Genomic DNA, 25,718 nt, shown 5'->3' with positions numbered 1-25,718 from the left:
GGAATCCCACGGCAGCCCCTGGTGTTGCAGGGGAAGACGGTCTTTGCGGGCGCCTGGAGGCGATGACGGGGCGCAGGATCGCTACCATGGGGTATCCGGAGCCTGACCGGGGGACCCGGATCGCGCACGAGGAGCCCTCTTGCCAGACGAGGCCCAGCCACTGACCGCCGCCAAGCCCGAGCCCGCCTCGGCGCCCGCGGCCAAGCCCGCGCCGGACGCGTCCCACGCGAAGAACGACACCCGCGGGACGCTCGAGCACGCCCAGTCCGCGCCCGTCGAGAAGGCTGCCGAGGCCTCCCGCCCCAAACCGGCCCCGCCCGAGCGCCCGGCCCAGCCGCCGGTGGTGCGCCAGCCCGCCGCCCAGCCGACCCGCAGCGGCTCCTCCAACCGCGTCCGCGCCCGCCTCGCCCGCCTCGGCGTCCAGCGCGCGAACCCCTACAACCCGGTCCTGGAACCGCTGCTGCGCATAGTCCGCAGCAACGACCCCAAGACCGAGAACTCCACGCTCCGCCAGATCGAGCGCGCCTACCAGGTCGCCGAGCGCTGGCACCGCGGGCAGAAGCGCAAGAGCGGCGACCCGTACATCACGCACCCGCTCGCCGTGACCACCATCCTGGCCGAGCTGGGCATGGATCCGGCCACCCTGATGGCCGGGCTGCTGCACGACACCGTCGAGGACACCGAGTACGGCCTCGACCAGCTGCGCCGCGACTTCGGCGACACCGTCGCGCTGCTCGTGGACGGCGTCACCAAGCTGGACAAGGTCAAGTTCGGCGAGGCCGCGCAGGCCGAGACCGTGCGCAAGATGGTCGTGGCCATGGCCAAGGACCCGCGGGTCCTGGTCATCAAGCTCGCCGACCGCCTGCACAACATGCGCACCATGCGCTACCTCAAGCGGGAGAAGCAGGAGAAGAAGGCGCGGGAGACCCTCGAGATCTACGCGCCGCTGGCCCACCGCCTCGGCATGAACACCATCAAGTGGGAGCTGGAGGACCTCGCCTTCGCGATCCTCTACCCCAAGATGTACGACGAGATCGTGCGTCTGGTGGCCGAGCGCGCGCCCAAGCGGGACGAGTACCTCGCCATAGTGACCGACGAGGTGCAGGCCGATCTCCGGGCCGCCCGCATCAAGGCGACCGTCACCGGCCGCCCGAAGCACTACTACAGCGTCTACCAGAAGATGATCGTGCGGGGCCGCGACTTCGCCGAGATCTACGACCTGGTGGGCATCCGTGTCCTCGTCGACACGGTCAGGGACTGCTACGCGGCCCTGGGCACCGTGCACGCGCGATGGAACCCGGTCCCCGGCCGGTTCAAGGACTACATCGCGATGCCCAAGTTCAACATGTACCAGTCGCTGCACACGACGGTCATCGGGCCCAACGGCAAGCCGGTGGAGCTCCAGATCCGCACCTTCGACATGCACCGGCGCGCCGAGTACGGCATCGCCGCGCACTGGAAGTACAAGCAGGAGGCCGTCGCCGGCGCCTCCAAGGTCCGCACCGACACGCCCAGGTCGTCCGCCAAGGACAAGGACGCCATCAACGACATGGCGTGGCTGCGGCAGCTGCTGGACTGGCAGAAGGAGACCGAGGACCCGGGCGAGTTCCTGGAGTCCCTGCGCTTCGACCTGTCCCGCAACGAGGTCTTCGTCTTCACGCCCAAGGGCGATGTCATCGCCCTGCCCGCGGGCGCCACCCCCGTCGACTTCGCGTACGCCGTCCACACCGAGGTCGGCCACCGCACCATAGGAGCGCGGGTCAACGGCAGGCTCGTACCGCTCGAGTCGACCCTGGACAACGGCGACCTGGTGGAGGTCTTCACCTCCAAGGCGCCCGGCGCCGGGCCGTCCCGGGACTGGCTCGGGTTCGTCAAGTCGCCGCGGGCGCGCAACAAGATCCGGGCCTGGTTCTCCAAGGAACGCCGGGACGAGGCGATCGAGCAGGGCAAGGACGCCATCGTCCGCGCCATGCGCAAGCAGAACCTGCCGATCCAGCGCATCCTCACCGGCGACTCCCTGGTCACCCTGGCCCACGAGATGCGGTACTCGGACATCTCCGCGCTGTACGCGGCGATCGGCGAGGGCCATGTCTCCGCACAGCACATCGTGCAGAAGCTCGTCCAGGCCCTGGGCGGCGAGGAGGCCGCCACCGAGGAGATCGACGAGGCGGTCCCGCCCTCCCGCAGCCGCGGCCGCAAGCGCCGCTCCAGCGCGGACCCGGGTGTCGTCGTCAAGGGCGTCGACGATGTGTGGGTCAAGCTGGCCCGCTGCTGCACGCCGGTGCCGGGCGACCCGATCATCGGCTTCGTGACCCGCGGCAGTGGCGTATCGGTTCACCGCAGCGACTGCGTCAATGTCGACTCGCTCTCCCGTGAGCCCGAGCGCATCCTCGACGTCGAGTGGGCGCCCACCCAGTCCTCGGTCTTCCTGGTCGCCATCCAGGTCGAGGCGCTGGACCGTTCCCGGCTGCTGTCGGACGTCACCCGCGTGCTGTCGGACCAGCACGTCAACATCCTGTCGGCGGCCGTCCAGACCTCCCGGGACCGGGTGGCCACCTCCCGCTTCACCTTCGAGATGGGCGACCCCAAGCACCTGGGGCACGTCCTGAAGGCCGTCCGCGGCGTGGAGGGCGTGTACGACGTCTACCGCGTGACGTCGGGACGCAGCCGCTCGTAACCCCGCGGCAGGCAAGCCGAAGGGCCCCGTACCGCCGGTACGGGGCCCTTGTGCGACGCTCAGGAGGAACTCAGCCGCCGAACTCCTGAAGGCCCTTCAGAGCCTGCTCAAGCAGCGCCTGACGGCCCTCCAGCTCGCGCTCCAGCTTGTCGGCCTTGGAGGTGTTGCCCTGGGCGCGCGCCTGCTCGATCTGGCCCTTCAGCTTGTCCACGGCGGCCTGGAGCTGACCGGTCAGCCCCTCGGCACGCGCGCGTGCCTCCGGGTTGGTGCGGCGCCACTCGGCCTCCTCGGCCTCCTGGATCGCCCGCTCGACCGCGTGCATCCGGCCCTCGACCTTCGGACGCGCGTCCCGCGGGACGTGGCCGATGGCCTCCCAGCGCTCGTTGATCGAGCGGAAGGCGGCCCGCGCGGCCTTCAGGTCCGTGACCGGCAGGAGCTTCTCGGCCTCCTCGGCCAGCTCCTCCTTCAGCTTCAGGTTCTCGGCCTGCTCCGCGTCCCGCTCGGCGAAGACCGAGCTGCGGGCGGCGAAGAACACGTCCTGGGCGCCGCGGAAGCGGTTCCACAGCTCGTCCTCGTGCTCCCGCTGGGCGCGGCCCGCGGCCTTCCACTCCGCCATCAGCTCGCGGTAGCGGGCCGCCGTCGGACCCCAGTCCGTGGAGCCGGACAGCGCCTCGGCCTCGGCGACCAGCCGCTCCTTGATCCTGCGCGCGTCCTCGCGCTGCGCGTCCAGCTGCGCGAAGTGCGCCTTGCGGCGCTTGGAGAACGCCGACCGCGCGTGCGAGAAGCGGTGCCACAGCTCGTCGTCGGACTTGCGGTCCAGACGCGGCAGGCCCTTCCAGGTGTCCACCAGCGCCCGCAGCCGCTCACCGGCCGCCCGCCACTGGTCGGACTGGGCCAGCTGCTCCGCCTCGGCGACCAGGTCCTCCTTGGCCTTGCGGGCCTCGTCGGACTGCTTGGCCCGCTGCACCTTGCGCTCCTCGCGGCGCGCCTCGACGGTCTCCACGAGCTTGTCCAGCCGCTTGCGCAGCGCGTCCAGATCACCGACGGCGTGGTGCGCGTCGACCTGCTCGCGCAGATGACCGATCGCGGTCTGGGCGTCCTTCGCCGACAGGTCGGTGGTCTGCACGCGCTTCTCGAGGAGGCCGATCTCGACAACCAGGCCCTCGTACTTGCGCTCGAAGTAGGCAAGCGCCTCCTCGGGGGAGCCGGCCGCCCAGGATCCGACGACCTGCTCGCCGTCGGCCGTACGCACGTACACGGTCCCCGTCTCGTCGACGCGGCCCCACGGGTCGCTGCTCACAGCGCCTCCTCCACATGATGCCTGCGGGGGTTTCTGCGCCCCGGGCATCGTCCACAGTTTCGTCACGGCCAACATAGGCGACCAGCGGGTTGCCTGTCCGCATCCAGCGCGACCGAAATTCCGCAGTTGGCCGTTCTCGGGTTTACGACGACGTCAGGACTTCGTGACGGTCGCCTTGTTGATCACGACGGTCGCGTTCGGGGCGCCGTCGCCCTGGCCCGTGCTGTCGCCCGCGGCGGCGATCTTCTGGAGCACCTTCATGCCCGCCGCGTCGACCGTGCCGAACGGGGTGTAGCTGGGCGGCAGCGGGCTGTCCTTGTAGACCAGGAAGAACTGGCTGCCCCCGGTGTGCTTCTGCCCGGTGTTCGCCATCGCCACCGTGCCCGCCGGGTAGGTGTGCTTCGCGAGGCTCTTGTCCTTCAGGTTCTCGTCCGGGAGCGTGTAGCCGGGCCCGCCCATGCCGGTGCCCTGCGGGTCGCCGCACTGGAGCACGTAGATGCCCTGGGTGGTCAGCCGGTGGCACTTGGTGTGGTCGAAATACCCCTTGCCCGCGAGGAAGTCGAAGGAGTTCACCGTGTGCGGGGCGGCCGCGGTCTTCAGCGCGACGCCGATGTCACCGCACGTCGTGGCGAGCTTCAGCGTGTAGTTCGCCGACGTGTCGATCGTCATCGCCGGCTCCTTCTTCCAGCTCAGCTTCTTCACGGCGCCCGCGGCCGGCTTCGCGCACGGGTCCGGTGCCTTGCTGGGGGCGGAGGGGCTCGGGCTGACCTGGTTGCCCGCGTTGGTCTTCTTGTCGTCGCCGCCCTTCATCACCCCGGTCGTGTACAGCGCGACGCTGCCGATCACGATCACGCCGAGGACCGACGCGATGACGGAGTTGCGCATACGGGACTTGCGCCGCGCGTCGGTGCGCCGCTGCTGCTGCCGCAAGAACTTCTCCCGGGCGAGCTGACGCCGCCGCTGCTCCTGGCTGACCACCGGGTTCTCTCCTCATGCGTGTCGTGTGTCGGGCGGTACGCGTAGGTACTCGTGAGCCGACCGCTGCGTGTAGCCCCGTACCGTATATGGGTTCGCTGAGGAAACGGCAGCGCCGGTAGGCTCTGACCGAAGCCGAAGCCGCCAGTAATCGACACAACGAAGGACGATCGTGCTCATTGCCGGGTTCCCCGCCGGGGCCTGGGGGACGAACTGTTATCTCGTCGCCCCCGCCGCCGGTGAGGAGTGCGTGATCATCGACCCCGGCCACCAGGCCGCCGCAGGCGTCGAGGATGCGCTGAAGAAGCATCGGCTCAAGCCCGTCGCCGTCGTCCTCACCCACGGCCACATCGACCATGTGGCCTCGGTCGTCCCGGTGTGCGGCGCGCACGACGTGCCCGCCTGGATCCACCCCGAGGACCGCTACATGATGAGCGATCCCGAGAAGGCGCTCGGCCGGTCCATCGGCATGCCGCTGATGGGCGAGCTGACCGTGGGGGAGCCGGACGACGTCCGCGAGCTGACGCACGGCAGCACGCTGGAGCTGGCCGGGCTGGAGTTCTCCGTCGCGCACGCGCCGGGCCATACCAAGGGGTCGGTGACCTTCCGGATGCCCGAGACCGCCGACGTCCCGTCGGTGTTCTTCTCCGGGGATCTGCTGTTCGCCGGCTCCATCGGACGCACCGACCTGCCGGGCGGATCCATGGAGGACATGGTGCAGTCGCTGGCCCGCGTGTGCCTGCCGCTCGACGACTCCACCGTGGTGCTGTCCGGCCACGGCCCCCAGACGACCATCGGCCAGGAGCGCGCCACCAACCCCTATCTGCGGCAGGTGGCCGCCGGCCAGGGAGCTTCGCCGGCTCCCCGACGAGGAATGTGACGAGAGACTTCCGTGAGCACTTTCAAGGCCCCCAAGGGCACGTACGACCTGCTGCCGCCGGACAGCGCCAAGTTCCTGGCCGTCCGTGAGGCCATCGCCGCGCCGCTCAGGAACTCCGGCTACGGCTACATCGAGACGCCCGGGTTCGAGAACGTGGAGCTGTTCGCCCGCGGTGTGGGCGAGTCGACGGACATCGTGACGAAGGAGATGTACGTCTTCGAGACGAAGGGCGGCGACCGGCTGGCCCTGCGTCCGGAGACGACCGCGCCGGTGCTGCGCGCGGTGCTGGAGGCCAACCTGTACAAGACGGGCAACCTCCCGGTGAAGGTCTGGTACTCCGGTTCGCAGTACCGCTACGAGCGCCCGCAGAAGGGCCGCTACCGCCACTTCTCCCAGGTCGGCGCCGAGGCGATCGGTGCGGAGGACCCGGCGCTGGACGCCGAGCTGATCATCCTGGCCGACCAGGCGTACCGCTCGCTGGGTCTGCGCGAGTTCCGCATCCTGCTCAACAGCCTGGGCGACAAGGAGTGCCGGCCGGTGTACCGGGCGGCACTGGTGGACTTCCTGCGCGGCCTGGACCTGGACGAGGACACCCGGGCCCGCGTCGACATCAACCCGCTGCGCGTCCTGGACGACAAGCGCGAGTCGGTGCAGAAGCAGCTGGCGGGCGCCCCGCTGCTGCGGGACTACCTGTGCGACGCCTGCAAGGCGTACCACGAGGAGGTCCGCGAGCTGATCAGCGCGGCGGGCGTGTCCTTCGAGGACGACCCGAAGCTGGTCCGCGGCCTGGACTACTACACCCGGACCACCTTCGAGTTCGTGCACGACGGTCTGGGCTCCCAGTCCGCGGTGGGCGGCGGCGGCCGGTACGACGGCCTGTCCGAGATGATCGGCGGCCCCGCGCTGCCGTCCGTCGGCTGGGCCCTGGGCGTGGACCGTACGGTGCTGGCGCTGGAGGCGGAGGGCATCGAGCTGGACATCCCCGCGGCGACCAGCGTCTTCGCGGTGCCGCTCGGCGAGGAGGCCCGCCGGGTGCTGTTCGCGAAGATCACCGAGCTGCGCAAGGTGGGCATCGCGGCGGACTTCTCGTACGGCGGGAAGGGCCTGAAGGGCGCCATGAAGAACGCCAACCGCAGTGGCGCCCGGTACGCGATCGTCGCCGGCGAGCGCGACCTCGCCGAGGGCGTCGTCCAGCTCAAGGACATGGAGTCCGGTGAACAGACGGCGGTCGGCGTGAACGAGATCGTGGCCGAGCTGGAAGCGCGGCTCGGCTAGCCGTCAGCGGCTCGGAGGGCGCCGGTCACCGAGGGGTGGCCGGCGCTCTGCCGTTTCCGGCCGCCGGTCCGGTGGATGTCAACCTGGCGGGCGTCGGGTCGCCCTGCGCTCATCTGTCTGCTGTCATGCCCATGAAAACGGCCGGAACCGGGCGGTTCGCGGCCTTCGCGCGTGCCCTCTTATCTCCAGCGAACGGTGCGCACACAGGCGCGTGCGGCACAATGAGCCCTGCCCGAAGATGGTCCAACTCTCAAGTGACGGAATCGGTCTGATGAGCAAGACGACAGTCAAAGACGTCTCCGCGGATCCCGGTCCCGAGCGCGCCGCCGACGCCCCGCGCGCGGTGGGCGGCAGCCGTGCCCTCGCCCTGCTGCTGGTGATCACCGGCGCGGCCGGACTGCTGGCCGCCTGGGTCATCACGATCGACAAGCTGAAGATCCTCGAGGCCAAGGCCGCCGGCAAGACCTTCACGCCCAGTTGCAGCGTCAACCCGGTCGTGTCCTGCGGCAGCGTCATGGAGAGCAAGCAGGCCGCCGTCTTCGGCTTCCCGAACCCGATGCTCGGCCTGGTCGCCTACGGCATCGTGATCTGCGTCGGCATGAGCCTGCTGGCCCGCGCCCGCTTCCCGCGCTGGTACTGGCTGACCTTCAACTTCGGCACGCTCTTCGGCGTCTGCTTCGTGACCTGGCTCCAGTTCGAGTCCCTGTACCGGATCAACGCGCTGTGCCTGTGGTGCTCGCTGGCCTGGGTCGCCACCATCACCATGTTCTGGTACGTCACCTCGTTCAACGTCCGCAACGACTTCCTGCCGGCCCCCCGCTGGCTGAAGTCCTTCCTCGGCGAGTTCACGTGGGTGCTGCCGGTCACGCACTGCGGCATCATCGCGATGCTCATCCTGACCCGCTGGGGCAGCCAGCTCTGGGCCTGACCCCGGGCCGCGTTGTCAGTGGCGTGTCTTAGGGTTTCAGAGTGGAACCCGACCTCTTCACCGCCGCAGCGGAAGATCGCCAGGAGAAGGACCCGGCAGGCAGCCCCCTGGCGGTGCGGATGCGCCCGCGCACGCTCGACGAGGTCGTCGGCCAGCAGCATCTGCTGAAGCCGGGCGCCCCGCTGCGCAGACTGGTCGGCGAGGGCTCCGGCGGCCCCGCCGGACCCTCCTCGGTGATCCTCTGGGGGCCACCCGGCACCGGCAAGACGACCCTCGCGTACGTGGTCTCCAAGGCCACCAACAAGCGGTTCGTGGAGCTGTCCGCGATCACCGCCGGCGTCAAGGAGGTCCGCGCGGTCATCGACGGCGCCCGCCGGGCCACCGGAGGCTTCGGCAAGGAGACCGTCCTCTTCCTGGACGAGATCCACCGCTTCAGCAAGGCCCAGCAGGACTCCCTGCTCCCGGCGGTGGAGAACCGCTGGGTGACGCTGATCGCCGCGACCACCGAGAACCCGTACTTCTCGGTGATCTCCCCGCTGCTCTCCCGCTCCCTGCTGCTCACCCTGGAACCCCTCACGGACGACGACGTCCGCGGACTCCTGCGGCGCGCCCTCGGTGACGAACGCGGCCTGAAGGGCGCCGTCTCCCTCCCCGAGGACACCGAGGCCCACCTGCTGCGCATCGCCGGCGGTGACGCCCGGCGCGCCCTGACCGCCCTGGAGGCCGCCGCGGGAGCCGCCCTGGACCAGGGCGAGTCCGAGATCACCCTGCAAACCCTGGAGCAGACCGTCGACCGGGCCGCGGTGACGTACGACCGCGACGGCGACCAGCACTACGACGTCGCCAGCGCCCTGATCAAGTCCATCCGCGGCTCCGACGTGGACGCCGCGCTGCACTACCTGGCCCGCATGATCGAGGCGGGCGAGGACCCCCGGTTCATCGCCCGCCGGCTGATGATCTCCGCCAGCGAGGACATCGGCCTCGCCGACCCGAACGCCCTGCCCATCGCGGTCGCCGCCGCCCAGGCCGTCGCGATGATCGGCTTCCCGGAGGCCGCGCTCACCCTCAGCCACGCCACCATCGCCCTGGCCCTCGCCCCCAAGTCGAACTCCGCCACCACCGCGATCGGCGCCGCCCTGGAGGACGTACGCAAGGGCCTGGCCGGCCCGGTCCCCCCGCATCTGCGCGACGGCCACTACAAGGGCGCCGCCAAACTCGGCCACGCCCAGGGCTATGTGTACCCGCACGACCTGCCCGAGGGCATCGCCCAGCAGCAGTACGCCCCGGACGCCCTGAAGGACCGCGCCTACTACACCCCGACCCGGCACGGCGCCGAGGCGCGGTACGCGGACGCGGTGGAGTGGACCCGCAAGCACCTCGGTCGCAGCCGGTCCTGAGCGCCCTGTAGACTTCGCCGGAGTGCTGAGTCCCGCGCTGTCAGAACGGGGCAACCAGCCGGAGTCCGGCCCCCGGGGCCAGTCCCTGGGAAAACGGACTCCAGGAGCGTCGCGCACCGTCGATCGGTGTCGCGGGCAGCCCACCACCACCCGGAGTCCCGGGACGGTCGGTGGGCCACTCGCGTGCTGCACGTATGTGCCCAGACCAGGGGAGCGGCTGCCCGACAGGTCCCGAGCGGACCCGGAGGGTTTCCCCGGCTGCGGATGCGACCTCCCGCGAGCCCTGACAAGCCGAACACTACGAAAGAGATTGAGACAGTGGCGAACCAGTCCCGTCCCAAGGTCAAGAAGTCGCGTGCCCTCGGCATCGCGCTGACCCCGAAGGCCGTCAAGTACTTCGAGGCCCGCCCCTACCCGCCGGGCGAGCACGGCCGCGGCCGCAAGCAGAACTCGGACTACAAGGTCCGTCTGCTCGAGAAGCAGCGCCTGCGCGCTCAGTACGACATCTCCGAGCGCCAGCTGGTCCGCGCCTACGAGCGTGCGTCCAAGGTCCAGGGCAAGACCGGTGAGGCCCTGATCGTCGAGCTGGAGCGCCGCCTCGACGCGCTGGTCCTGCGTTCGGGTATCGCCCGCACGATCTACCAGGCCCGCCAGATGGTCGTCCACGGCCACATCCAGGTCAACGGCCAGAAGGTCGACAAGCCGTCCTTCCGTGTCCGCCCGGACGACGTCGTGCAGGTCCGCGAGCGCTCCAAGGAGAAGACGCTCTTCACGATCGCCCGCGAGGGTGGCTTCGCCCCCGAGGGTGAGACCCCGCGCTACCTCCAGGTGAACCTCAAGGCCCTGGCGTTCCGCCTGGACCGCGAGCCGAACCGCAAGGAGATCCCGGTGATCTGCGACGAGCAGCTCGTCGTCGAGTACTACGCCCGCTGATCCCAGCCCCGGCGCAGCACCACTCAGCCCGCCGCCTTCCCGTCCCGGTCCTGCCGGGCGGGGAGGCGGCGGGTTCGTGTTTCCCGGCCCCCGCGGGCGGCGGCGCTCAGGTGGCGGGCAGGTCCGGCCGATGGGCCGGCCGGCGGGGGCCCCGCACCCGGTTCCCCGCGCCCCGCGCAGCCCCCTCGGCCCCCGGGGCACCCGGCGGCGGCACCCGGTCGTGCCGCAGCGCACGGGCCACCGCCGCCGCGCGGTCCAGCCGGGCCCCCTCCCGCACGCACTCCTCGTACCGCGCGTCGCCGAGCGCCTCCCGGGCGAGCTCCTCGCACCGCTCGTGCGGAGCGTTGTAGTACGCCGAGCCGAACAGCGGCAGCCCCACCGACGGCCACATCCGGCCCGCCGCCCCCTGGAGCACCGCGGCCTCGGCCGGATCGCCCTGGACCGCGGTCACCAGGGCCAGCAACTCCAGCGAGAGCACCGAGCCGAGCAGATCGTGGAAGGCGTGCGCATGGTCCAGGCAGTCGCCGAGCAGCCGCCGCGCGCCGCCCGGGTCGCCGCCCTGCCAGGCCGCGTACGCCAGCACATACAGCGCGTACGACCGGGCCCAGCGCTCCCCGTGGTCCTCGCACACCCGCCGTACGTCCTCGCACAGCCGCACCGCGTCCGGCAGATCCCCCTGGAACGCCCGGGTCATCGCCAGCTCCACCTGGCCCATCAGCACATTGCTGTTCAGCTCGCCGATCTCCTGGTAGCGGTCCAGTGCCGACCGCAGCAGCGTTTCCGCACGGGCCATGTCATCGGTGACCAGGGCCAGACAACCGGCGCGGTGCTCCGCGTACGCCATCGCCGTGGCATCGGCCGCCCGCTCCGCCTCCTGACGGCACTCGTGCAGCGTGGCCAGCGCGGACACGGTGTCGCCCTGGAGGATCGCCACATAGCCGAGCACCCACAGCGCCTTCAGCCGGGACCGCTCGTACCCCGACGCCAGCTGCACGCTGCGCTCCAGCCAGTGCCGCCCCTCCGCCAGCCGCCCGCACCCCACCCAGCAGAACCACAGCGACCCCGCGAGGTACTGGCCGAGATGTGCCTCGTCCGGCTCGGTCAGACAGAACTCCAGCGCGGCCCGCAGATTCGGCAGCTCCGCCTCGACCCGGGCGGCCACCTCCCGCTGCCGGGGTGAGAACCAGTCCAGCTCGCACCAGGTCGCCAGCCCCAGGTACCAGTCCCGGTGCCGCCGGCGCAGCCGGACCGCGTCCCCGGTCGCCTCCAGCCAGTCCCGGCCGTAGGCCCGTACGGTGTCGAGCATCCGGTAGCGCGGACCCGCAGGCGTCTCCTCGCGGGCGATGACCGACTGGGCGACCAGCTCCGCCACCACGTCCAGGACGTCCTCGGCGGGCAGCCCGTCCCCGCTGCACACGTACTCGGCGGCCTCCAGGTCGAAGGTCTGCGCGAACACCGACAGACGTGCCCACAGCAGCCGCTCGGCGGGCGTGCACAGCTCGTGGCTCCAGCCGATCGCCGTGCGCAGCGTCTGGTGCCGGGCGAGTCCGTCCCGGCTGCCGCCGGTCAGCAGCCGGAACCGGTCGTCCAGCCGCTGGAGTACCTGGGCCGGGGACAGCGCCCGCAGCCGGCCCGCCGCCAGCTCCAGCGCCAGCGGGATGCCCTCCAGACGGCGGCACAGCTCCCGCACCTCGGGCCCGTCGGACACCGACAGCCCCTGTTCCCGGGCCCGCTCCGCGAACAGCTCCACCGCCTCCTGCGTACCGAGCGGTGCCAGCGCGAACAGCCGCTCGCCCGCGAGGCCCAGCGGACGCCGGCCGGTGGCCAGCACCCGCAGCTCGGGCAGCCTGCGCAGCAGCTCCGCGACCAGATCCGCGCAGGCCTCCACCAGATGCTCGACCCCGTCCAGCAGCAACAGGGCGGGCCGGCCGGCCAGTTGCTCCAGCAGCGTCTCGCGGGGGGTGCGGGCGGTGTGGTCGGTCAGCCCCAGTGCCTCGGCGACCGCGTACTCCACGAACTCCGGGTCGCACACCGGAGCCAGCTCCACCCGCCCGTGCCCGGTGCCCCAGGCCGCCGCGACCCGGCCGGCCAGCCGGGACTTGCCCACGCCGGCGACCCCGGTCACCGTCACCAGCCGGGCCTGCCGCACCGCCGCGGCCAGCTCGGTCAGCTCGGCCGAGCGCCCGACGAAACCGGTCAGCTCAAGGGGCGGAACACCGCCGGAAAAGGGATCTGGGCGCTGATGACCTCGCATGGGACACGGAGCGTACTGAACCGTGTGCAATGCGTACAATCGCTTCCCGTAACCCGGCCGATTCCACGGCCCCCACCGTCAATCCGGTACGGAGCCTCCGCCCCGGCGCGATAGGCTCGGGACACGACTTTTTCGATGCTCAGGCACGTTTCAGGGAGCGGGTGCGCACAGTGTCCGGTGGAGAGGTGGCCGGGATCCTGGTGGCCGTCTTCTGGGCGATCCTGGTCTCCTTCCTCGCCGTCGCGCTGGCGAGGCTGGCCCAGACGCTCAAGGCGACCACCAAGCTCGTGGCGGACGTGACCGACCAGGCCGTCCCGCTGCTGGCCGACGCCTCCCAGGCGGTGCGGTCCGCGCAGACCCAGATCGACCGGGTCGACGCCATCGCCTCCGACGTGCAGGAGGTCACCTCGAACGCCTCCGCGCTGTCGAGCACGGTCGCGTCCACCTTCGGCGGCCCCCTGGTGAAGGTCGCCGCCTTCGGCTACGGCGTCCGCCGGGCGCTCGGCGGCCGCAAGGAGGACGTGCCCGCCAAGTCGCCCCGGCGTACCGTGATCGTGGGCCGCACGGTCCCCGCCGCACGACGCAAGCGGAAGTAAGGACTGAGACCGAGCGATGTTCCGCCGTACGTTCTGGTTCACCACCGGCGTCGCCGCCGGAGTGTGGGCCACCACCAAGGTCAACCGCAAGCTGAAGCAGCTGACCCCGGAGAGCCTGGCCGCGACCGCGGCGAACAAGGCCCTGGAGACCGGTCAGCGGCTGAAGGAGCGCGCGGTCGGCTTCGCGCTCGACGTCCGCGACAACATGGCCCAGCGGGAGGCCGAGCTGGAAGAGGCTCTGGGCATCCACGAGAGCCCCGAGCTTCCGGCACCCACGCGGTACGCCGCCATCGAGAACCCCCGCGGCGACCACCGCGGCGACAACAGCACACCGAAGTACATCGAAGCCCCGATGTACTCGTACAACCGGAATGAGGACCACTGATGGAGTCGGCCGAGATTCGCCGCCGCTGGCTGAGCTTCTTCGAGGAGCGCGGGCACACCGTCGTCCCTTCGGCGTCGCTCATCGCGGACGACCCGACTCTGCTCCTCGTCCCCGCCGGCATGGTGCCCTTCAAGCCCTACTTCCTGGGTGAGGTCAAGCCTCCGTTCCCGCGCGCCACCAGCGTGCAGAAGTGCGTGCGCACGCCCGACATCGAAGAGGTCGGCAAGACCACGCGCCACGGCACGTTCTTCCAGATGTGCGGCAACTTCTCCTTCGGCGACTACTTCAAGGAAGGCGCCATCACCTACGCCTGGGAGCTGCTCACCACGCCCCAGGACAAGGGTGGTTACGGCCTCGACCCCGAGCGTCTGTGGATCACCGTCTACAAGGACGACGACGAGGCCGAGCGCATCTGGCACGAGGTCGTCGGCGTGCCGAAGGAGCGCATCCAGCGCCTCGGCATGAAGGACAACTACTGGTCCATGGGCGTCCCCGGCCCGTGCGGCCCCTGCTCCGAGATCAACTACGACCGCGGCCCCGAGTTCGGCGTCGAGGGCGGCCCCGCCGTCAACGACGAGCGGTACGTGGAGATCTGGAACCTCGTCTTCATGCAGTTCGAGCGGGGCGAGGGCATCGGCAAGGACAACTTCGAGATCCTCGGGGACCTGCCGAGCAAGAACATCGACACGGGCCTCGGCCTGGAGCGGCTCGCCATGATTCTGCAGGGCGTGCAGAACATGTACGAGATCGACACCTCCATGGCCGTCATCGACAAGGCCACCGAGCTGACCGGCGTCCGCTACGGCGACGCGCACGACTCGGACGTCTCCCTGCGCGTGGTGACCGACCACATGCGTACGTCCGTGATGCTCATCGGCGACGGTGTCACCCCGGGCAACGAGGGCCGCGGCTATGTGCTGCGCCGCATCATGCGCCGCGCCATCCGCAACATGCGTCTGCTCGGCGCCACCGGTCCGGTCGTCAAGGACCTGATCGACACCGTGATCGCCATGATGGGCCAGCAGTACCCGGAGCTGATCACCGACCGCGAGCGCATCGAGAAGGTCGCCCTCGCCGAGGAGAACGCCTTCCTGAAGACGCTGAAGGCCGGCACCAACATCCTCGACACCGCCGTCACCGAGACCAAGCAGGCCGGTGGCACCGTCCTCTCCGGCGACAAGGCGTTCCTGCTCCACGACACCTGGGGCTTCCCGATCGACCTCACCCTGGAGATGGCCGCCGAGCAGGGCCTCGCCGTGGACGAGGAGGGCTTCCGCCGCCTGATGAAGGAGCAGCGGGAGCGCGCCAAGGCCGACGCCCAGGCCAAGAAGACCGGTCACGCCGACATGGGCGCCTACCGGGAGATCGCCGACTCCGCCGGTGCCACCGACTTCATCGGCTACACCGACACCGAGGGCGAGACCACGATCGTCGGCATCCTGGTCGACGGCGTCTCCTCGCCGGCCGCCACCGAGGGCGACGAGGTCGAGATCGTCCTGGACCGCACCCCGTTCTACGCCGAGGGCGGCGGCCAGATCGGCGACACCGGCCGGATCAAGGCCGACACCGGTGCCGTCATCGAGATCCGCGACTGCCAGAAGCCGGTGCCGGGCGTGTACGTCCACAAGGGCGTCGTCCAGGTCGGCGAGGTCACCGTCGGTGCCAAGGCCCACGCCTCGATCGACTCCCGCCGCCGCAAGGCCATCGCCCGCGCCCACTCGGCCACCCACCTGACCCACCAGGCCCTGCGCGACGCCCTCGGCCCGACGGCCGCCCAGGCCGGTTCGGAGAACCAGCCCGGCCGCTTCCGCTTCGACTTCGGCTCGCCGTCCGCCGTGCCGACGGCCGTGATGACCGACGTCGAGCAGAAGATCAACGAGGTGCTCGCCCGTGACCTCGACGTGCACGCCGAGGTCATGGGCATCGACGAGGCCAAGAAGCAGGGCGCCATCGCCGAGTTCGGCGAGAAGTACGGCGAGCGGGTCCGCGTGGTCACCATCGGCGACTTCTCCAAGGAGCTGTGCGGCGGTACGCACGTGCACAACACCGCCCAGCTGGGTCTGGTGAAGCTGCTCGGCGAGTCCTCCATCGGTTCGGGTGTCCGCCGTATCGAGGCCCTGGTCGGCGTGGACGCCTACCACTTCCTCGCCCGTGAGCACACGGTGGTCAACCAGCTGACCGAGCTGCTCAAGGGCCGCCCGGAGGAGCTGCCGGAGAAGGTCTCCTCGATGCTCGGCAAGCTGAAGGACGCCGAGAAGGAGATCGAGAAGTTCCGTGCGGAGAAGGTGCTCCAGGCCGCCGCCGGCCTCGCCGAGTCCGCCCGGGACGTGCGCGGTGTGGCCGTGGTGACCGGCCAGGTCCCGGACGGTACGACCCCCGACGACCTGCGCAAGCTGGTCCTCGACGTGCGCGGCCGCATCCAGGGCGGACGGGCCGCGGTCGTGGCCCTGTTCACCGTCACGGGCGGCAAGCCGCTGACGGTCATCGCCACCAACGAGGCCGCCCGCGAGCGTGGTCTCAAGGCCGGTGACCTGGTCCGTACGGCCGCCAAGACGCTCGGTGGCGGCGGTGGCGGCAAGCCGGACGTCGCCCAGGGCGGCGGTCAGAACCCGGCTGCCGTCGGCGAGGCCGTCGAGGCCGTCGAGCGTCTCGTAGCCGAAACCGCCAAGTAAGGAAACGGTCGGAATATGCGCAGAGGACGTCGACTCTCGATCGACGTCGGGGATGCCCGGATCGGGGTCGCCTCGTGCGACCCCGATGGGATCCTCGCCACACCGGTGGAGACGGTCCCGGGCCGGGACGTCCCCGCCGCCCACCGCCGGTTGCGTCAACTGGTGGAGGAGTACGAGCCGATCGAGGTCGTCGTCGGCCTTCCTCGCTCCCTCAAGGGGGGCGAGGGTCCGGCCGCGGTCAAGGTCCGCGCCTTCGCCCAGGAACTGGCCAAGGGCATCAAGCCGGTGCCGGTCCGCCTGGTGGACGAGCGGATGACGACCGTGACCGCCTCCCAGGGGCTGCGCGCCTCGGGGGTGAAGGCCAAGAAGGGCCGCTCCGTCATCGACCAGGCGGCGGCCGTCATCATCCTCCAGCAGGCCCTGGAATCCGAACGGGTGTCAGGCAGAGCACCCGGCGAGGGCGTCGAAGTGGTCATCTGATCGCGATACGGTAACGTTCCGCGCGATGCGCCGGTGTTCGAACAGCCGGGGCACAGCAAGAGGCGGAACGGCAACCGGCCCACCGGCCGCGTGACCGCTCGGCCTCGCGGCTCTAGGGGATCGATGACTGAGTATGGCCGGGGCGCAGGCCCCGAACCGTGGCATCCGCAGGACCCGTTGTACGGGGACGGCGGATGGGAAGGGCAGCAGGCGCACGTCGGCCCGCAGTCTGCCTACGGCGGCCAGCCGCAGCATTACCCGCAGCAGCCGCAGTACGGAGACTGGAGCCACGAGCAGCAGCCCGGATACGACGGACAGCAGCACCAGTACTACGACGACCAGGGCCATCTTCCGTACGACCAGGGGTACGCCGGCCAGACCCAGCAGCAGTACCACCAGGGCGGCTGGGACGCGACCGGCACCCATGGCCAGGTGCCGTACGCGGCCGATCCCGGCGACCCCTACGGCCAGCAGCCCGTGGCCTACGGCGGGGAGCAGCCCGATCTCTACGGCACCGAGGACGCCTACCCGCCACCGGAGCCGCCCGGCCGCAGGCGTCCCGAGCCGGTCGCCGAACCGGAGCCGGAGACCGCGCCCGCCGAGGAGGAGCACGCCTTCTTCGCGGGCGGCGGGGATGACGACGACGAGGAGCACGAGCTCCAGAGCCGCCGCGAGCGGCGCGGCAAAGGGAAGAAACCCGCCAAGAAGGGCCAGAAACGGCGCACCGGCTGCGCCTGCATGGTGGTCGTCCTGGTCTTCGGCGGCGGCCTCGCCGGGGTCGGCTACTACGGCTACACGTTCTACCAAAATCGTTTCGCCCCGGCCCCGGACTACACGGGCAACGGCACCGGCCAGGCCGTCACCGTGGAGATCCCCAAGGGTGTGGGCGGCTGGGAGATCGGCCGCCGTCTGAAGGAGGCCGGTGTCGTCAAGAGCGCCGAGGCGTTCGTGCATGCCCAGGGCCAGGTCTCGGGCGGCGACTCCATCCAGGCCGGCGCCTATCTCCTGAAGAAGGAGATGTCCGCCGTCAGCGCCGTGAAAATGATGCTGGACCCGAAGAGCCAGAACAATGTCATGGTGACTCCGGGCGAGCGGAACGCGCGCGTCTACGAGGCGATCGACGCGAAACTCGAACTCTCCGCGGGTACCACCAGGAAGGCCGCCGAGAAGGAGTACAAGAGCCTCGGTGTGCCGCTCTGGGCGCAGAACACGCCGTACAGCAGCGACATCAAGGACCCGCTGGAGGGCTTCCTCTTCCCGGGTACCTATCCGGCCGCCAAGGGCATGAAGCCGGACGTCGTCCTCAAGCAGATGGTGTCCCAGGCGAAGTCCAAGTACGACGCCTACGGCCTCACCGCGAAGGCCCGGGCGCTGGGGCTGCAGAACGCGTTCGAGCTGGTCACGGTCGCGAGCCTGGTCCAGGCCGAGGGCAAGACGCACGAGGACTTCCGCAAGATGGCGGAGGTGGTCTACAACCGTCTCAAGCCGACCAACACCGAGACCAACCAGCTGTTGCAGTTCGACTCGACCTACAACTACCTCAAGGGCACGAGCAACATCCATATCTCCGAGAAGGAGATCAACAGCAACCAGAACCCGTACAACACCTACACCCACAAGGGACTTCCGCCCGGCCCCATCGGCAACCCCGGTGAGGAAGCGATCATGGCGGCGCTGAATCCGACGCACGACGGCTGGATCTATTTCGTGGCGACCGACGGCCAAAGCAATACCGAATTCGCCAAGACCTACGAAGAATTCAAGCAGCTCAAGGACAAGTTCAATGCCACCTCGGGCAACTGACGCCCGCCGGGCCGCCGTGCTCGGTCGGCCCATCGCCCACTCGCTCTCCCCGGTGCTGCACCGGGCCGCGTACGACGAACTCGGGCTCACCGACTGGTCGTACGAGCGCTTCGAGGTCGACGAGGCCCAACTGCCCGGCTTCCTGGACGGGCTCGGACCGGAGTGGGCGGGGCTGTCGCTGACCATGCCGCTGAAGCGGGCGGTCATCCCGCTGGTCGACGAGATCAGCGAGACGGCCGCCTCGGTGGACGCGGTCAACACGGTCGTCTTCACCGAGGACGGCCGACGCCTGGGTGACAACACGGACATCCCGGGCATGGTGGCGGCCCTGCGCGAGCACGGCATCGAACAGGTCGACTCGGCCGCGATCCTCGGCGCCGGTGCCACCGCCTCCTCCGCCCTCGCCGCCCTCGCCCGGATCTGCACCGGCGAGGTCGTCGCCTATGTGCGCAGCGCGGGCCGGGCCGCCGAGATGCGGCAGTGGGGCGAGCGGCTGGACGTCGAGGTCCGTACGGCCGACTGGGCGGACGCGGCCGAGGCCCTGCGCGCCCCCCTGGTGATCGCCACCACGCCCGCCGGGACCACCGACGCCCTCGCCGCCGCCGTACCCGAGCGCCCCGCCACCCTCTTCGACGTCCTCTACGAACCGTGGCCCACCGAGCTGGCGGCCCGCTGGTCCATGTTCGGCGGCGCCGTGGTCGGCGGCCTGGACCTGCTCGTCCACCAGGCCGTCCTCCAGGTCGAACAGATGACCGGCCGTACCCCGGCCCCGCTGGAGGCCATGCGCCACGCCGGAGAGAAGGCGCTCGCCGCCCGCTGAGGCTCCACTCGCGCGTCCGACTGCTGGACCGGCGGCCGGGAAACGGCCGGGGACGTGGGAGGATCGGAGGTGGCGGGCCGGGGTCGCGCACCCGGTCACGCCGTCGCCGTCCAGGCTTACGCGGGTACGGCGGGCAGTGCCGGGCGCGAACACTGAGGAGCACCGTTGAGCAGGCTGCGTTGGCTGACCGCGGGGGAGTCCCACGGTCCCGCACTTGTCGCGACGCTGGAGGGCCTTCCCGCCGGCGTGCCGATCACCACCGACATGGTGGCGGACCACCTCGCGCGGCGGCGGCTCGGCTATGGCCGCGGTGCGCGGATGAAGTTCGAGCGGGACGAGGTCACCTTCCTGGGTGGCGTCCGGCACGGACTCACGCTCGGCTCGCCGGTCGCGGTCATGGTCGGCAACACCGAGTGGCCGAAGTGGGAGCAGGTCATGGCGGCCGACCCCATCGATCCCGAGGTGCTGGCCGGGCTCGCCCGGAACGCCCCGCTGACCCGCCCCCGGCCCGGCCACGCGGACCTCGCCGGCATGCAGAAGTACGGCTTCGACGAGGCCCGGCCCATCCTGGAGCGCGCCTCCGCCCGGGAGACCGCGGCCCGCGTCGCGCTCGGCGCCGTCGCCCGCTCCTACCTGAAGGAGACGGCCGGCATCGAGATCGTCTCCCACGTGGTCGAGCTGGCCTCCGCGAAGGCCCCCTACGGCGTCTACCCGACCGCGGCCGACGTGGAGAAGCTGGACGCCGACCCGGTGCGCTGCCTGGACGCGGACGCCTCGAAGGCGATGGTCGCGGAGATCGACCAGGCCCACAAGGACGGCGACACCCTCGGCGGTGTGGTCGAGGTGCTGGCCTACGGCGTACCCGTGGGCCTCGGCTCGCACGTCCACTGGGACCGGCGCCTGGACGCCCGGCTGGCCGGGGCCCTGATGGGCATCCAGGCGATCAAGGGCGTCGAGGTCGGCGACGGCTTCGAGCTGGCCCGGGTGCCCGGCTCCAAGGCGCACGACGAGATCCTCACCACCGCCGAGGGCATCAAGCGCTCCTCCGGCCGCTCCGGCGGCACCGAGGGCGGCCTCACCACCGGCGAGCTGCTGCGCGTCCGCGCCGCGATGAAGCCCATCGCGACCGTCCCGCGTGCCCTCCAGACCGTGGACGTCGTCACCGGCGAGCCCGCCCAGGCCCACCACCAGCGCTCCGACGTCTGCGCGGTGCCGGCCGCCGGCATCGTCGCCGAGGCCATGGTCGCGCTGGTCCTCGCGGACGCGGTCGCCGAGAAGTTCGGCGGCGACAGCGTGGCGGAGACCCGCCGCAACGTGCAGTCCTACCTCGACAACCTGCGGATCCGGTGAGCGCCGTGCCTGCGGTCGTGCTGATCGGGCCGATGGGCGTGGGCAAGTCCACCGTCGGGCAACTGCTGGCCGAGCGCCTCGGCGTCGGCTACCGGGACACCGACGACGACATCGTCGCCGCCGAGGGCCGCACCATCGCCGACATCTTCGTGGAGGACGGCGAGCCCGCCTTCCGCGCGATCGAGAAGAGGGCCGTGCACACGGCCCTCGCCGAGCACGAGGGCGTCCTCGCGCTCGGCGGCGGAGCCATCCTCGACCCGGACACCCGCGCGCTGCTCACCGGGCACCGGGTGGTCTACCTCTCCATGGACGTCGAGGAGGCCGTCCGGCGCACCGGCCTGAACGTGGCCCGCCCGCTGCTCGCGGTCAACCCGCGCAAGCAGTGGCGCGAGCTGATGGAGGCCCGGCGGCACCTGTACGAGGAGGTCGCCACCGCCGTCGTACCGACCGACGGCCGCACCCCCGAAGAGGTCACCCGAGCAGCGCTGGACGCACTGGAGTTGAAGGAAGCATGAGCGAGGCAGTCACCCGGATCCAGGTCGCCGGCACCGCGGGCACCGACCCCTACGAGGTGCTGGTCGGCCGGCAACTCCTGGGCGAGCTGGCCGGCTTGGTCGGGCCGAAGGCCAAGCGGGTCGCGGTGATCCACCCGGAGGCGCTCGCCGAGACCGGGGACGCGCTCCGCGCCGACCTGGCCGGGCAGGGGTACGAGGCGATCGCCATCCAGGTGCCCAACGCGGAGGAGGCCAAGACCGCGGAGGTCGCCGCCTACTGCTGGAAGGCCCTGGGCCAGTCCCACTTCACCCGCTCCGACGTCGTCGTCGGCGTGGGCGGCGGCGCCACGACGGACCTCGCGGGCTTCGTGGCCGCCACCTGGCTGCGCGGGGTCCGCTGGATCGCCGTCCCGACCACCGTCCTGGCGATGGTGGACGCGGCGGTCGGCGGCAAGACCGGCATCAACACCGCCGAGGGCAAGAACCTGGTGGGCGCCTTCCACCCGCCGGCCGGCGTCCTGTGCGACCTCGCCGCGCTGGACTCCCTCCCGGTGAACGACTACGTCTCCGGACTCGCGGAGATCATCAAGGCCGGCTTCATCGCCGACCCGGCGATCCTCGACCTCATCGAGTCCGACCCCGAGGCCGCGCGCACCCCGGCGGGTCCGCACACGGCCGAGCTGATCGAGCGTTCGATCCGGGTGAAGGCGGAGGTCGTCTCCGCGGATCTGAAGGAGTCGGGTCTGCGGGAGATCCTCAACTACGGCCACACGCTCGGCCACGCCATCGAGAAGAACGAGCGCTACAAGTGGCGGCACGGCGCCGCGGTCGCGGTCGGCATGCACTTCGCCGCCGAACTGGGCCGCCTGGCGGGCCGCTTGGACGACGCGACGGCGGACCGGCACCGGACGATCCTCGAATCCGTCGGTCTCCCGCTGCACTACCGCTACGACCAGTGGCCCAAGCTGGTGGAGACGATGAAGGTCGACAAGAAGTCCCGCGGCGACCTGCTCCGCTTCATCGTCCTGGACGGACTGGCCAAGCCCACCGTGCTGGAGGGCCCGGACCCGGCGGTGCTGCTCGCCGCCTACGGCGAGGTCGGGCAGTAGGTCCGCAGCCTGCCCTATTCCCTTTCGATACCGGGCACTTACGGTCGCCCCCGGCCGTTTCACCGATGAACGGCCGGGGAGGGTACCGTTCGGTAGGCGGCGGGTGTTCACGCCCGCCACCAGCACCAATTGCCTTGTACGAGACGGAGTGGCAACGGATGCAGCACGCGATGGGGTCGCCGCTGCCGCAGCCCCACCAGCCGGGGCAGCCGCCGCACGCCGGGTGGGTGGCGGCCGCACACCACCCGGGCGCGCACCCGCACCCGGGCGCCTCCCACGGACCCGCCCCCGTGCCCCCGGCGCCGGGCTTCCCGGCCCCGGCCGGCGGGCCCGTCCCTCCCGCACCCGGGCAGCCCCCGGCGCCCCAGCCCCCCGTCACGCAGCCGCCGGTCGCACCACCCCCGGTCACGCCACCCCCGGTGGCACCGCCCCCGGCGGTGCAGCACGCGCCCGCCGCGCCGCCGCCGGACGCCACCGGTCATGTGCCGCTGCCGCCCGGCGGCCCGGTCGGCGTGCCCATGGCGCCCCCGGCCCAGGCCGCGCTGCCCGACGCGACGGCCACCACGCTGGCCGTGCTGCTGATCGGCCCGGCGGGCGCCGGCAAGACCAGCGTCGCCAAGTACTGGGCGGACCACCGGCGCGTCCCCACGGCCCACATCAGCCTGGACGACGTCCGCGAATGGGTCCGCTCGGGCTTCGCCGACCCCCAGTCCGGGTGGAACGACAACTCCGAGGCCCAGTACCGCCTGGCCCGCCGCACCTGCGGCTTCGCCGCGCGGAACTTCCTGGCCAACGGCATCTCCTGCATCCTGGACGACGCGGTCTTCCCGGACCGCCCGGTGGTCGGCCTCGGCGGCTGGAAGCGGCACGTGGGCCCCGGCCTGCTGCCGGTCGTCCTGCTGCCGGGCCTGGACATCGTCCTGGAGCGCAACGCCGAGCGCACCGGCAACCGCCGCCTCACCGACGAGGAGGTGGCCCGCATCCACGGCCGCATGGCGGGCTGGTACGGCTCGGGCCTGCCGATCATCGACAACTCCCAGCTCGATGTCCCCGGCACGGCGAAGGTCCTGGACGACGTCCTGGCCAGAGCCATAGCAAGCCCTCCGAACTGGTGACTTCCGCCCCAAACCCCACTCGGACCCACCCAACCAGCAGAAGTCGGTCAAAACTCCTACGCTCATCTCATGTCAGAGGTGTACGCGAACCGCCGATCCCGGCTGAGGGACCACGTCACCGCGGCCGGCACCGCGGCGGCGCTCATCACCCGCCCCGCCAATGTGCGCTACCTCGCGGCCGCGGCCCCGCGGGGCGCCGCCCTGCTCCTCGGCAGACATGAGGATCTCCTCGTGTGCGCGGGCCCGCCCGAGGACCGCCCCTACGAGGGCAGGCCGGACGAACACCTGCGGCTGCACACCGTGCCCACGGGCGGCGACGCCGCCGTCGCGGCGGCCGGCCTGGCCGCGGGGCAGGGCGCCGACTCGCTGGCGGTGGAGGAGCACCACCTCACCGTGGCGCGGCACCGAGCCCTCTCCTCGGTGGCCCCGAGGATCCGCCTGACCGACCTCGGCGCCGCCGTGGAACAGCTCCGGGTCGTCAAGGACGAGGAGGAGATCTCCTGCCTCCGCATCGGCGCCGAGATCACCGACCAGGCCCTCGGCGAGCTGCTGGAGTCCATCCTGGTCGGCCGCACCGAACGGCATCTCGCGCTGGAGCTGGAGCGCCGGCTGGTCGACCACGGCGCCGACGGCCCGGCCTTCCCCACCTCCGTGGCCGCCGGCCCGCACTCCGGCCGCCGTGGCCACCGGCCCACCGACCGGCGGGTGGAGGAGGGCGACTTCCTCTCGGTCTGCCTCGGTGCCACCTACCGCGGCTACCGCTGCGAGATCGGCCGCACCTTCGTGATCGGCACCTCGCCGGCCGACTGGCAGATCCAGCTGTACGACCTCGTCTTCGCCGCTCAGCGGGCCGGACGCGAGGCGCTGGCCCCCGGCGCCGCCTACCGTGACGTGGACCGTGCGGCGCGCCAGGTACTGGACTCCGCGGGCTATGCGGAAGCCCTGCCACCGCTGACCGGACACGGGGTCGGACTCGAAATCGACGAGGACCCGCAGTTGGCGCCCTCCGCCATGGGTAAACTGGACGCTTGCGTGCCGGTCACCGTCGAACCGGGGGTCCACCTCCCGGGCCGGGGCGGTGTCCGGATCGATGACACGCTCGTCGTACGCCCCGAGGCGGACGGCGGACCCGAGCTACTCACCATCACGACCAAGGAGCTGCTCGCGCTGTAGGAGTGCGTGCCCCGGGGTCGTCCACGTCAGTCCAGGAGATTCCGCAACCGTGGCTTCCACGAACGACCTCAAGAACGGCATGGTGCTCAAGCTCGAAGGCGGCCAGCTCTGGTCCGTCGTCGAGTTCCAGCACGTCAAGCCCGGCAAGGGCCCGGCCTTCGTGCGCACCAAGCTCAAGAACGTGCTGTCCGGCAAGGTCGTCGACAAGACCTTCAACGCCGGCGTCAAGGTCGAGACGGCCACTGTCGACAAGCGGACCATGCAGTTCTCGTACATGGACGGCGACTACTTCGTCTTCATGGACATGGACACGTACGACCAGCTGATGGTCGACCGCAAGTCCGTCGGCGACGCCGCCAACTTCCTGATCGAGGGCTTCGAGGCCACCGTCGCCCAGCACGAGGGCGAGGTGCTCTTCGTCGAGCTGCCGGCCGCCGTCGAGCTGACGGTCGCCGAGACCGAGCCCGGCCTCCAGGGCGACCGGTCCACCGGTGGCACCAAGCCCGCCAAGCTGGAGACCGGCCACCAGATCCAGGTCCCGCTCTTCATCACCACCGGTGAGAAGATCAAGGTCGACACCCGCACGAGCGACTACCTCGGCCGGGTGAACAGCTAACCGTGGCTGCTCGCAACACGGCCCGCAAGCGCGCCTTCCAGATCCTCTTCGAGGGCGACCAGCGCGGCGCCGACGTCCTGACGGTCCTCGCCGACTGGGTCCGGCTGTCCCGGACCGACACCCGGCAGCCGCCGGTCAGCGAGTACACGATGCAGCTGGTCGAGGGCTACGCCGGGCGCGCCAAGCGGATCGACGAGCTGATCGCCCAGTACGCGGTCGGCTGGACGCTCGACCGGATGCCCGTCGTGGACCGCAACATCCTGCGGCTGGGCGCGTACGAGCTGATCTGGGTCGACGAGACCCCGGACGCCGTCGTGCTGGACGAGATGGTGCAGCTGGCGAAGGAGTTCTCGACCGACGAGTCGCCCGCGTTCGTCAACGGCCTGCTGGGCCGGCTGAAGGAGCTCAAGCCGTCCCTGCGCCGCGACCAGGCGTAAACAGCCGTTACGCCGACGCCGGAGGGCCCGCAGCACGCCTGTGCTGCGG

Annotated in this window: 22 protein-coding genes; 19 read left to right on the top strand and 3 right to left on the bottom strand. The window is 71.0% G+C overall.

Annotated elements, in window-relative coordinates:
• Positions 1-139 precede the first annotated feature (139 nt).
• Positions 140-2,677, top strand: a complete 2,538-nt coding sequence (locus ACFVIU_RS21690; protein WP_385844388.1) for a RelA/SpoT family protein — start codon at positions 140-142, stop codon at positions 2,675-2,677.
• A 70-nt stretch (positions 2,678-2,747) separates the two neighbouring features.
• On the opposite strand, the gene ACFVIU_RS21685 is transcribed toward ACFVIU_RS21690, so the two are convergent.
• Positions 2,748-3,977, bottom strand: a complete 1,230-nt coding sequence (locus tag ACFVIU_RS21685) for a DUF349 domain-containing protein (protein ID WP_385844387.1) — start codon at positions 3,975-3,977, stop codon at positions 2,748-2,750.
• A gap of 153 nt (positions 3,978-4,130) precedes the next feature.
• Positions 4,131-4,955, bottom strand: coding sequence for a peptidylprolyl isomerase (locus tag ACFVIU_RS21680; protein ID WP_385844385.1), 825 nt, complete (start codon positions 4,953-4,955; stop codon positions 4,131-4,133).
• A 169-nt stretch (positions 4,956-5,124) separates the two neighbouring features.
• Here ACFVIU_RS21680 and ACFVIU_RS21675 point away from each other — a divergent pair, with 169 nt between their 5' ends.
• From ACFVIU_RS21675 to rpsD, 5 genes are all read left to right on the top strand, one after another.
• The gene (locus ACFVIU_RS21675; RefSeq protein WP_385844383.1) at positions 5,125-5,832 is read left to right on the top strand and encodes an MBL fold metallo-hydrolase; all 708 of its coding nucleotides are present in this window, start codon (positions 5,125-5,127) and stop codon (positions 5,830-5,832) included.
• A 12-nt stretch (positions 5,833-5,844) separates the two neighbouring features.
• On the top strand, positions 5,845-7,107 hold the full coding sequence (gene hisS / locus ACFVIU_RS21670; protein WP_385844382.1) for a histidine--tRNA ligase: 1,263 nt from the start codon (positions 5,845-5,847) through the stop codon (positions 7,105-7,107).
• A 271-nt stretch (positions 7,108-7,378) separates the two neighbouring features.
• Positions 7,379-8,035, top strand: a complete 657-nt coding sequence (locus ACFVIU_RS21665; RefSeq protein WP_385844380.1) for a vitamin K epoxide reductase family protein — start codon at positions 7,379-7,381, stop codon at positions 8,033-8,035.
• 41 nt (positions 8,036-8,076) lie between these two features.
• Positions 8,077-9,432 carry a replication-associated recombination protein A gene (locus tag ACFVIU_RS21660; RefSeq protein ID WP_385844379.1) on the top strand — a complete coding sequence of 452 codons (1,356 nt, stop codon included), beginning with the start codon at positions 8,077-8,079 and terminating at the stop codon, positions 9,430-9,432.
• Between the two features lie 318 nt (positions 9,433-9,750).
• The gene (gene rpsD / locus ACFVIU_RS21655; RefSeq protein ID WP_385844377.1) at positions 9,751-10,365 is read left to right on the top strand and encodes a 30S ribosomal protein S4; all 615 of its coding nucleotides are present in this window, start codon (positions 9,751-9,753) and stop codon (positions 10,363-10,365) included.
• A gap of 106 nt (positions 10,366-10,471) precedes the next feature.
• Here the strand turns inward: rpsD and ACFVIU_RS21650 are convergent, their stop codons facing one another.
• A complete protein-coding gene (locus ACFVIU_RS21650; protein WP_385844376.1) occupies positions 10,472-12,619 on the bottom strand; it encodes an ATP-binding protein in 2,148 nt (715 codons plus the stop codon).
• Positions 12,620-12,789: 170 nt separating this feature from the next.
• Between ACFVIU_RS21650 and ACFVIU_RS21645 the strand changes: the two genes are divergently transcribed.
• From ACFVIU_RS21645 to nusB, 13 genes are all read left to right on the top strand, one after another.
• On the top strand, positions 12,790-13,215 hold the full coding sequence (locus ACFVIU_RS21645; RefSeq protein ID WP_385844578.1) for a DUF948 domain-containing protein: 426 nt from the start codon (positions 12,790-12,792) through the stop codon (positions 13,213-13,215).
• Positions 13,216-13,231: 16 nt separating this feature from the next.
• Positions 13,232-13,600: a hypothetical protein gene (locus tag ACFVIU_RS21640; protein WP_385844374.1), complete on the top strand. Its 369-nt coding sequence runs from the start codon at positions 13,232-13,234 to the stop codon at positions 13,598-13,600.
• A complete protein-coding gene (alaS, locus tag ACFVIU_RS21635) occupies positions 13,600-16,272 on the top strand; it encodes an alanine--tRNA ligase (RefSeq protein ID WP_385844373.1) in 2,673 nt (890 codons plus the stop codon). Before ACFVIU_RS21640 ends, alaS begins: the two co-directional genes overlap by 1 nt.
• A 15-nt stretch (positions 16,273-16,287) precedes the next feature.
• Positions 16,288-16,752 (top strand): Holliday junction resolvase RuvX, encoded by a 465-nt coding sequence (ruvX, locus tag ACFVIU_RS21630; RefSeq protein ID WP_385844372.1) that lies wholly within the window; start codon positions 16,288-16,290, stop codon positions 16,750-16,752.
• 123 nt (positions 16,753-16,875) lie between these two features.
• Positions 16,876-18,555 (top strand): endolytic transglycosylase MltG, encoded by a 1,680-nt coding sequence (mltG, locus tag ACFVIU_RS21625; RefSeq protein WP_385844370.1) that lies wholly within the window; start codon positions 16,876-16,878, stop codon positions 18,553-18,555.
• Positions 18,536-19,375: a shikimate dehydrogenase gene (locus ACFVIU_RS21620; RefSeq protein WP_385844369.1), complete on the top strand. Its 840-nt coding sequence runs from the start codon at positions 18,536-18,538 to the stop codon at positions 19,373-19,375. Before mltG ends, ACFVIU_RS21620 begins: the two co-directional genes overlap by 20 nt.
• 165 nt (positions 19,376-19,540) lie before the next feature.
• Positions 19,541-20,725, top strand: coding sequence for a chorismate synthase (aroC, locus tag ACFVIU_RS21615; RefSeq protein ID WP_385844367.1), 1,185 nt, complete (start codon positions 19,541-19,543; stop codon positions 20,723-20,725).
• Positions 20,722-21,240, top strand: a complete 519-nt coding sequence (locus ACFVIU_RS21610; protein ID WP_385844366.1) for a shikimate kinase — start codon at positions 20,722-20,724, stop codon at positions 21,238-21,240. The genes aroC and ACFVIU_RS21610 overlap by 4 nt, the downstream gene beginning before the upstream one ends.
• Positions 21,237-22,328, top strand: a complete 1,092-nt coding sequence (gene aroB, locus ACFVIU_RS21605; RefSeq protein ID WP_385844365.1) for a 3-dehydroquinate synthase — start codon at positions 21,237-21,239, stop codon at positions 22,326-22,328. The genes ACFVIU_RS21610 and aroB overlap by 4 nt, the downstream gene beginning before the upstream one ends.
• 158 nt (positions 22,329-22,486) lie before the next feature.
• The gene (locus ACFVIU_RS21600; protein ID WP_385844363.1) at positions 22,487-23,443 is read left to right on the top strand and encodes an AAA family ATPase; all 957 of its coding nucleotides are present in this window, start codon (positions 22,487-22,489) and stop codon (positions 23,441-23,443) included.
• A 69-nt stretch (positions 23,444-23,512) separates the two neighbouring features.
• The gene (locus tag ACFVIU_RS21595; protein ID WP_385844362.1) at positions 23,513-24,616 is read left to right on the top strand and encodes a M24 family metallopeptidase; all 1,104 of its coding nucleotides are present in this window, start codon (positions 23,513-23,515) and stop codon (positions 24,614-24,616) included.
• A 49-nt stretch (positions 24,617-24,665) separates the two neighbouring features.
• Positions 24,666-25,232: an elongation factor P gene (efp, locus tag ACFVIU_RS21590; RefSeq protein WP_385844360.1), complete on the top strand. Its 567-nt coding sequence runs from the start codon at positions 24,666-24,668 to the stop codon at positions 25,230-25,232.
• A gap of 2 nt (positions 25,233-25,234) precedes the next feature.
• Positions 25,235-25,669 (top strand): transcription antitermination factor NusB, encoded by a 435-nt coding sequence (nusB, locus tag ACFVIU_RS21585; protein WP_385844359.1) that lies wholly within the window; start codon positions 25,235-25,237, stop codon positions 25,667-25,669.
• The last annotated feature ends 49 nt before the right edge of the window (positions 25,670-25,718 follow it).

The sequence above is a fragment of the Streptomyces sp. NPDC127190 genome, assembly GCF_042672505.1.
GTDB lineage: Bacteria > Actinomycetota > Actinomycetes > Streptomycetales > Streptomycetaceae > Streptomyces.
This window is presented reverse-complemented; position numbering and strand designations above follow the sequence as displayed.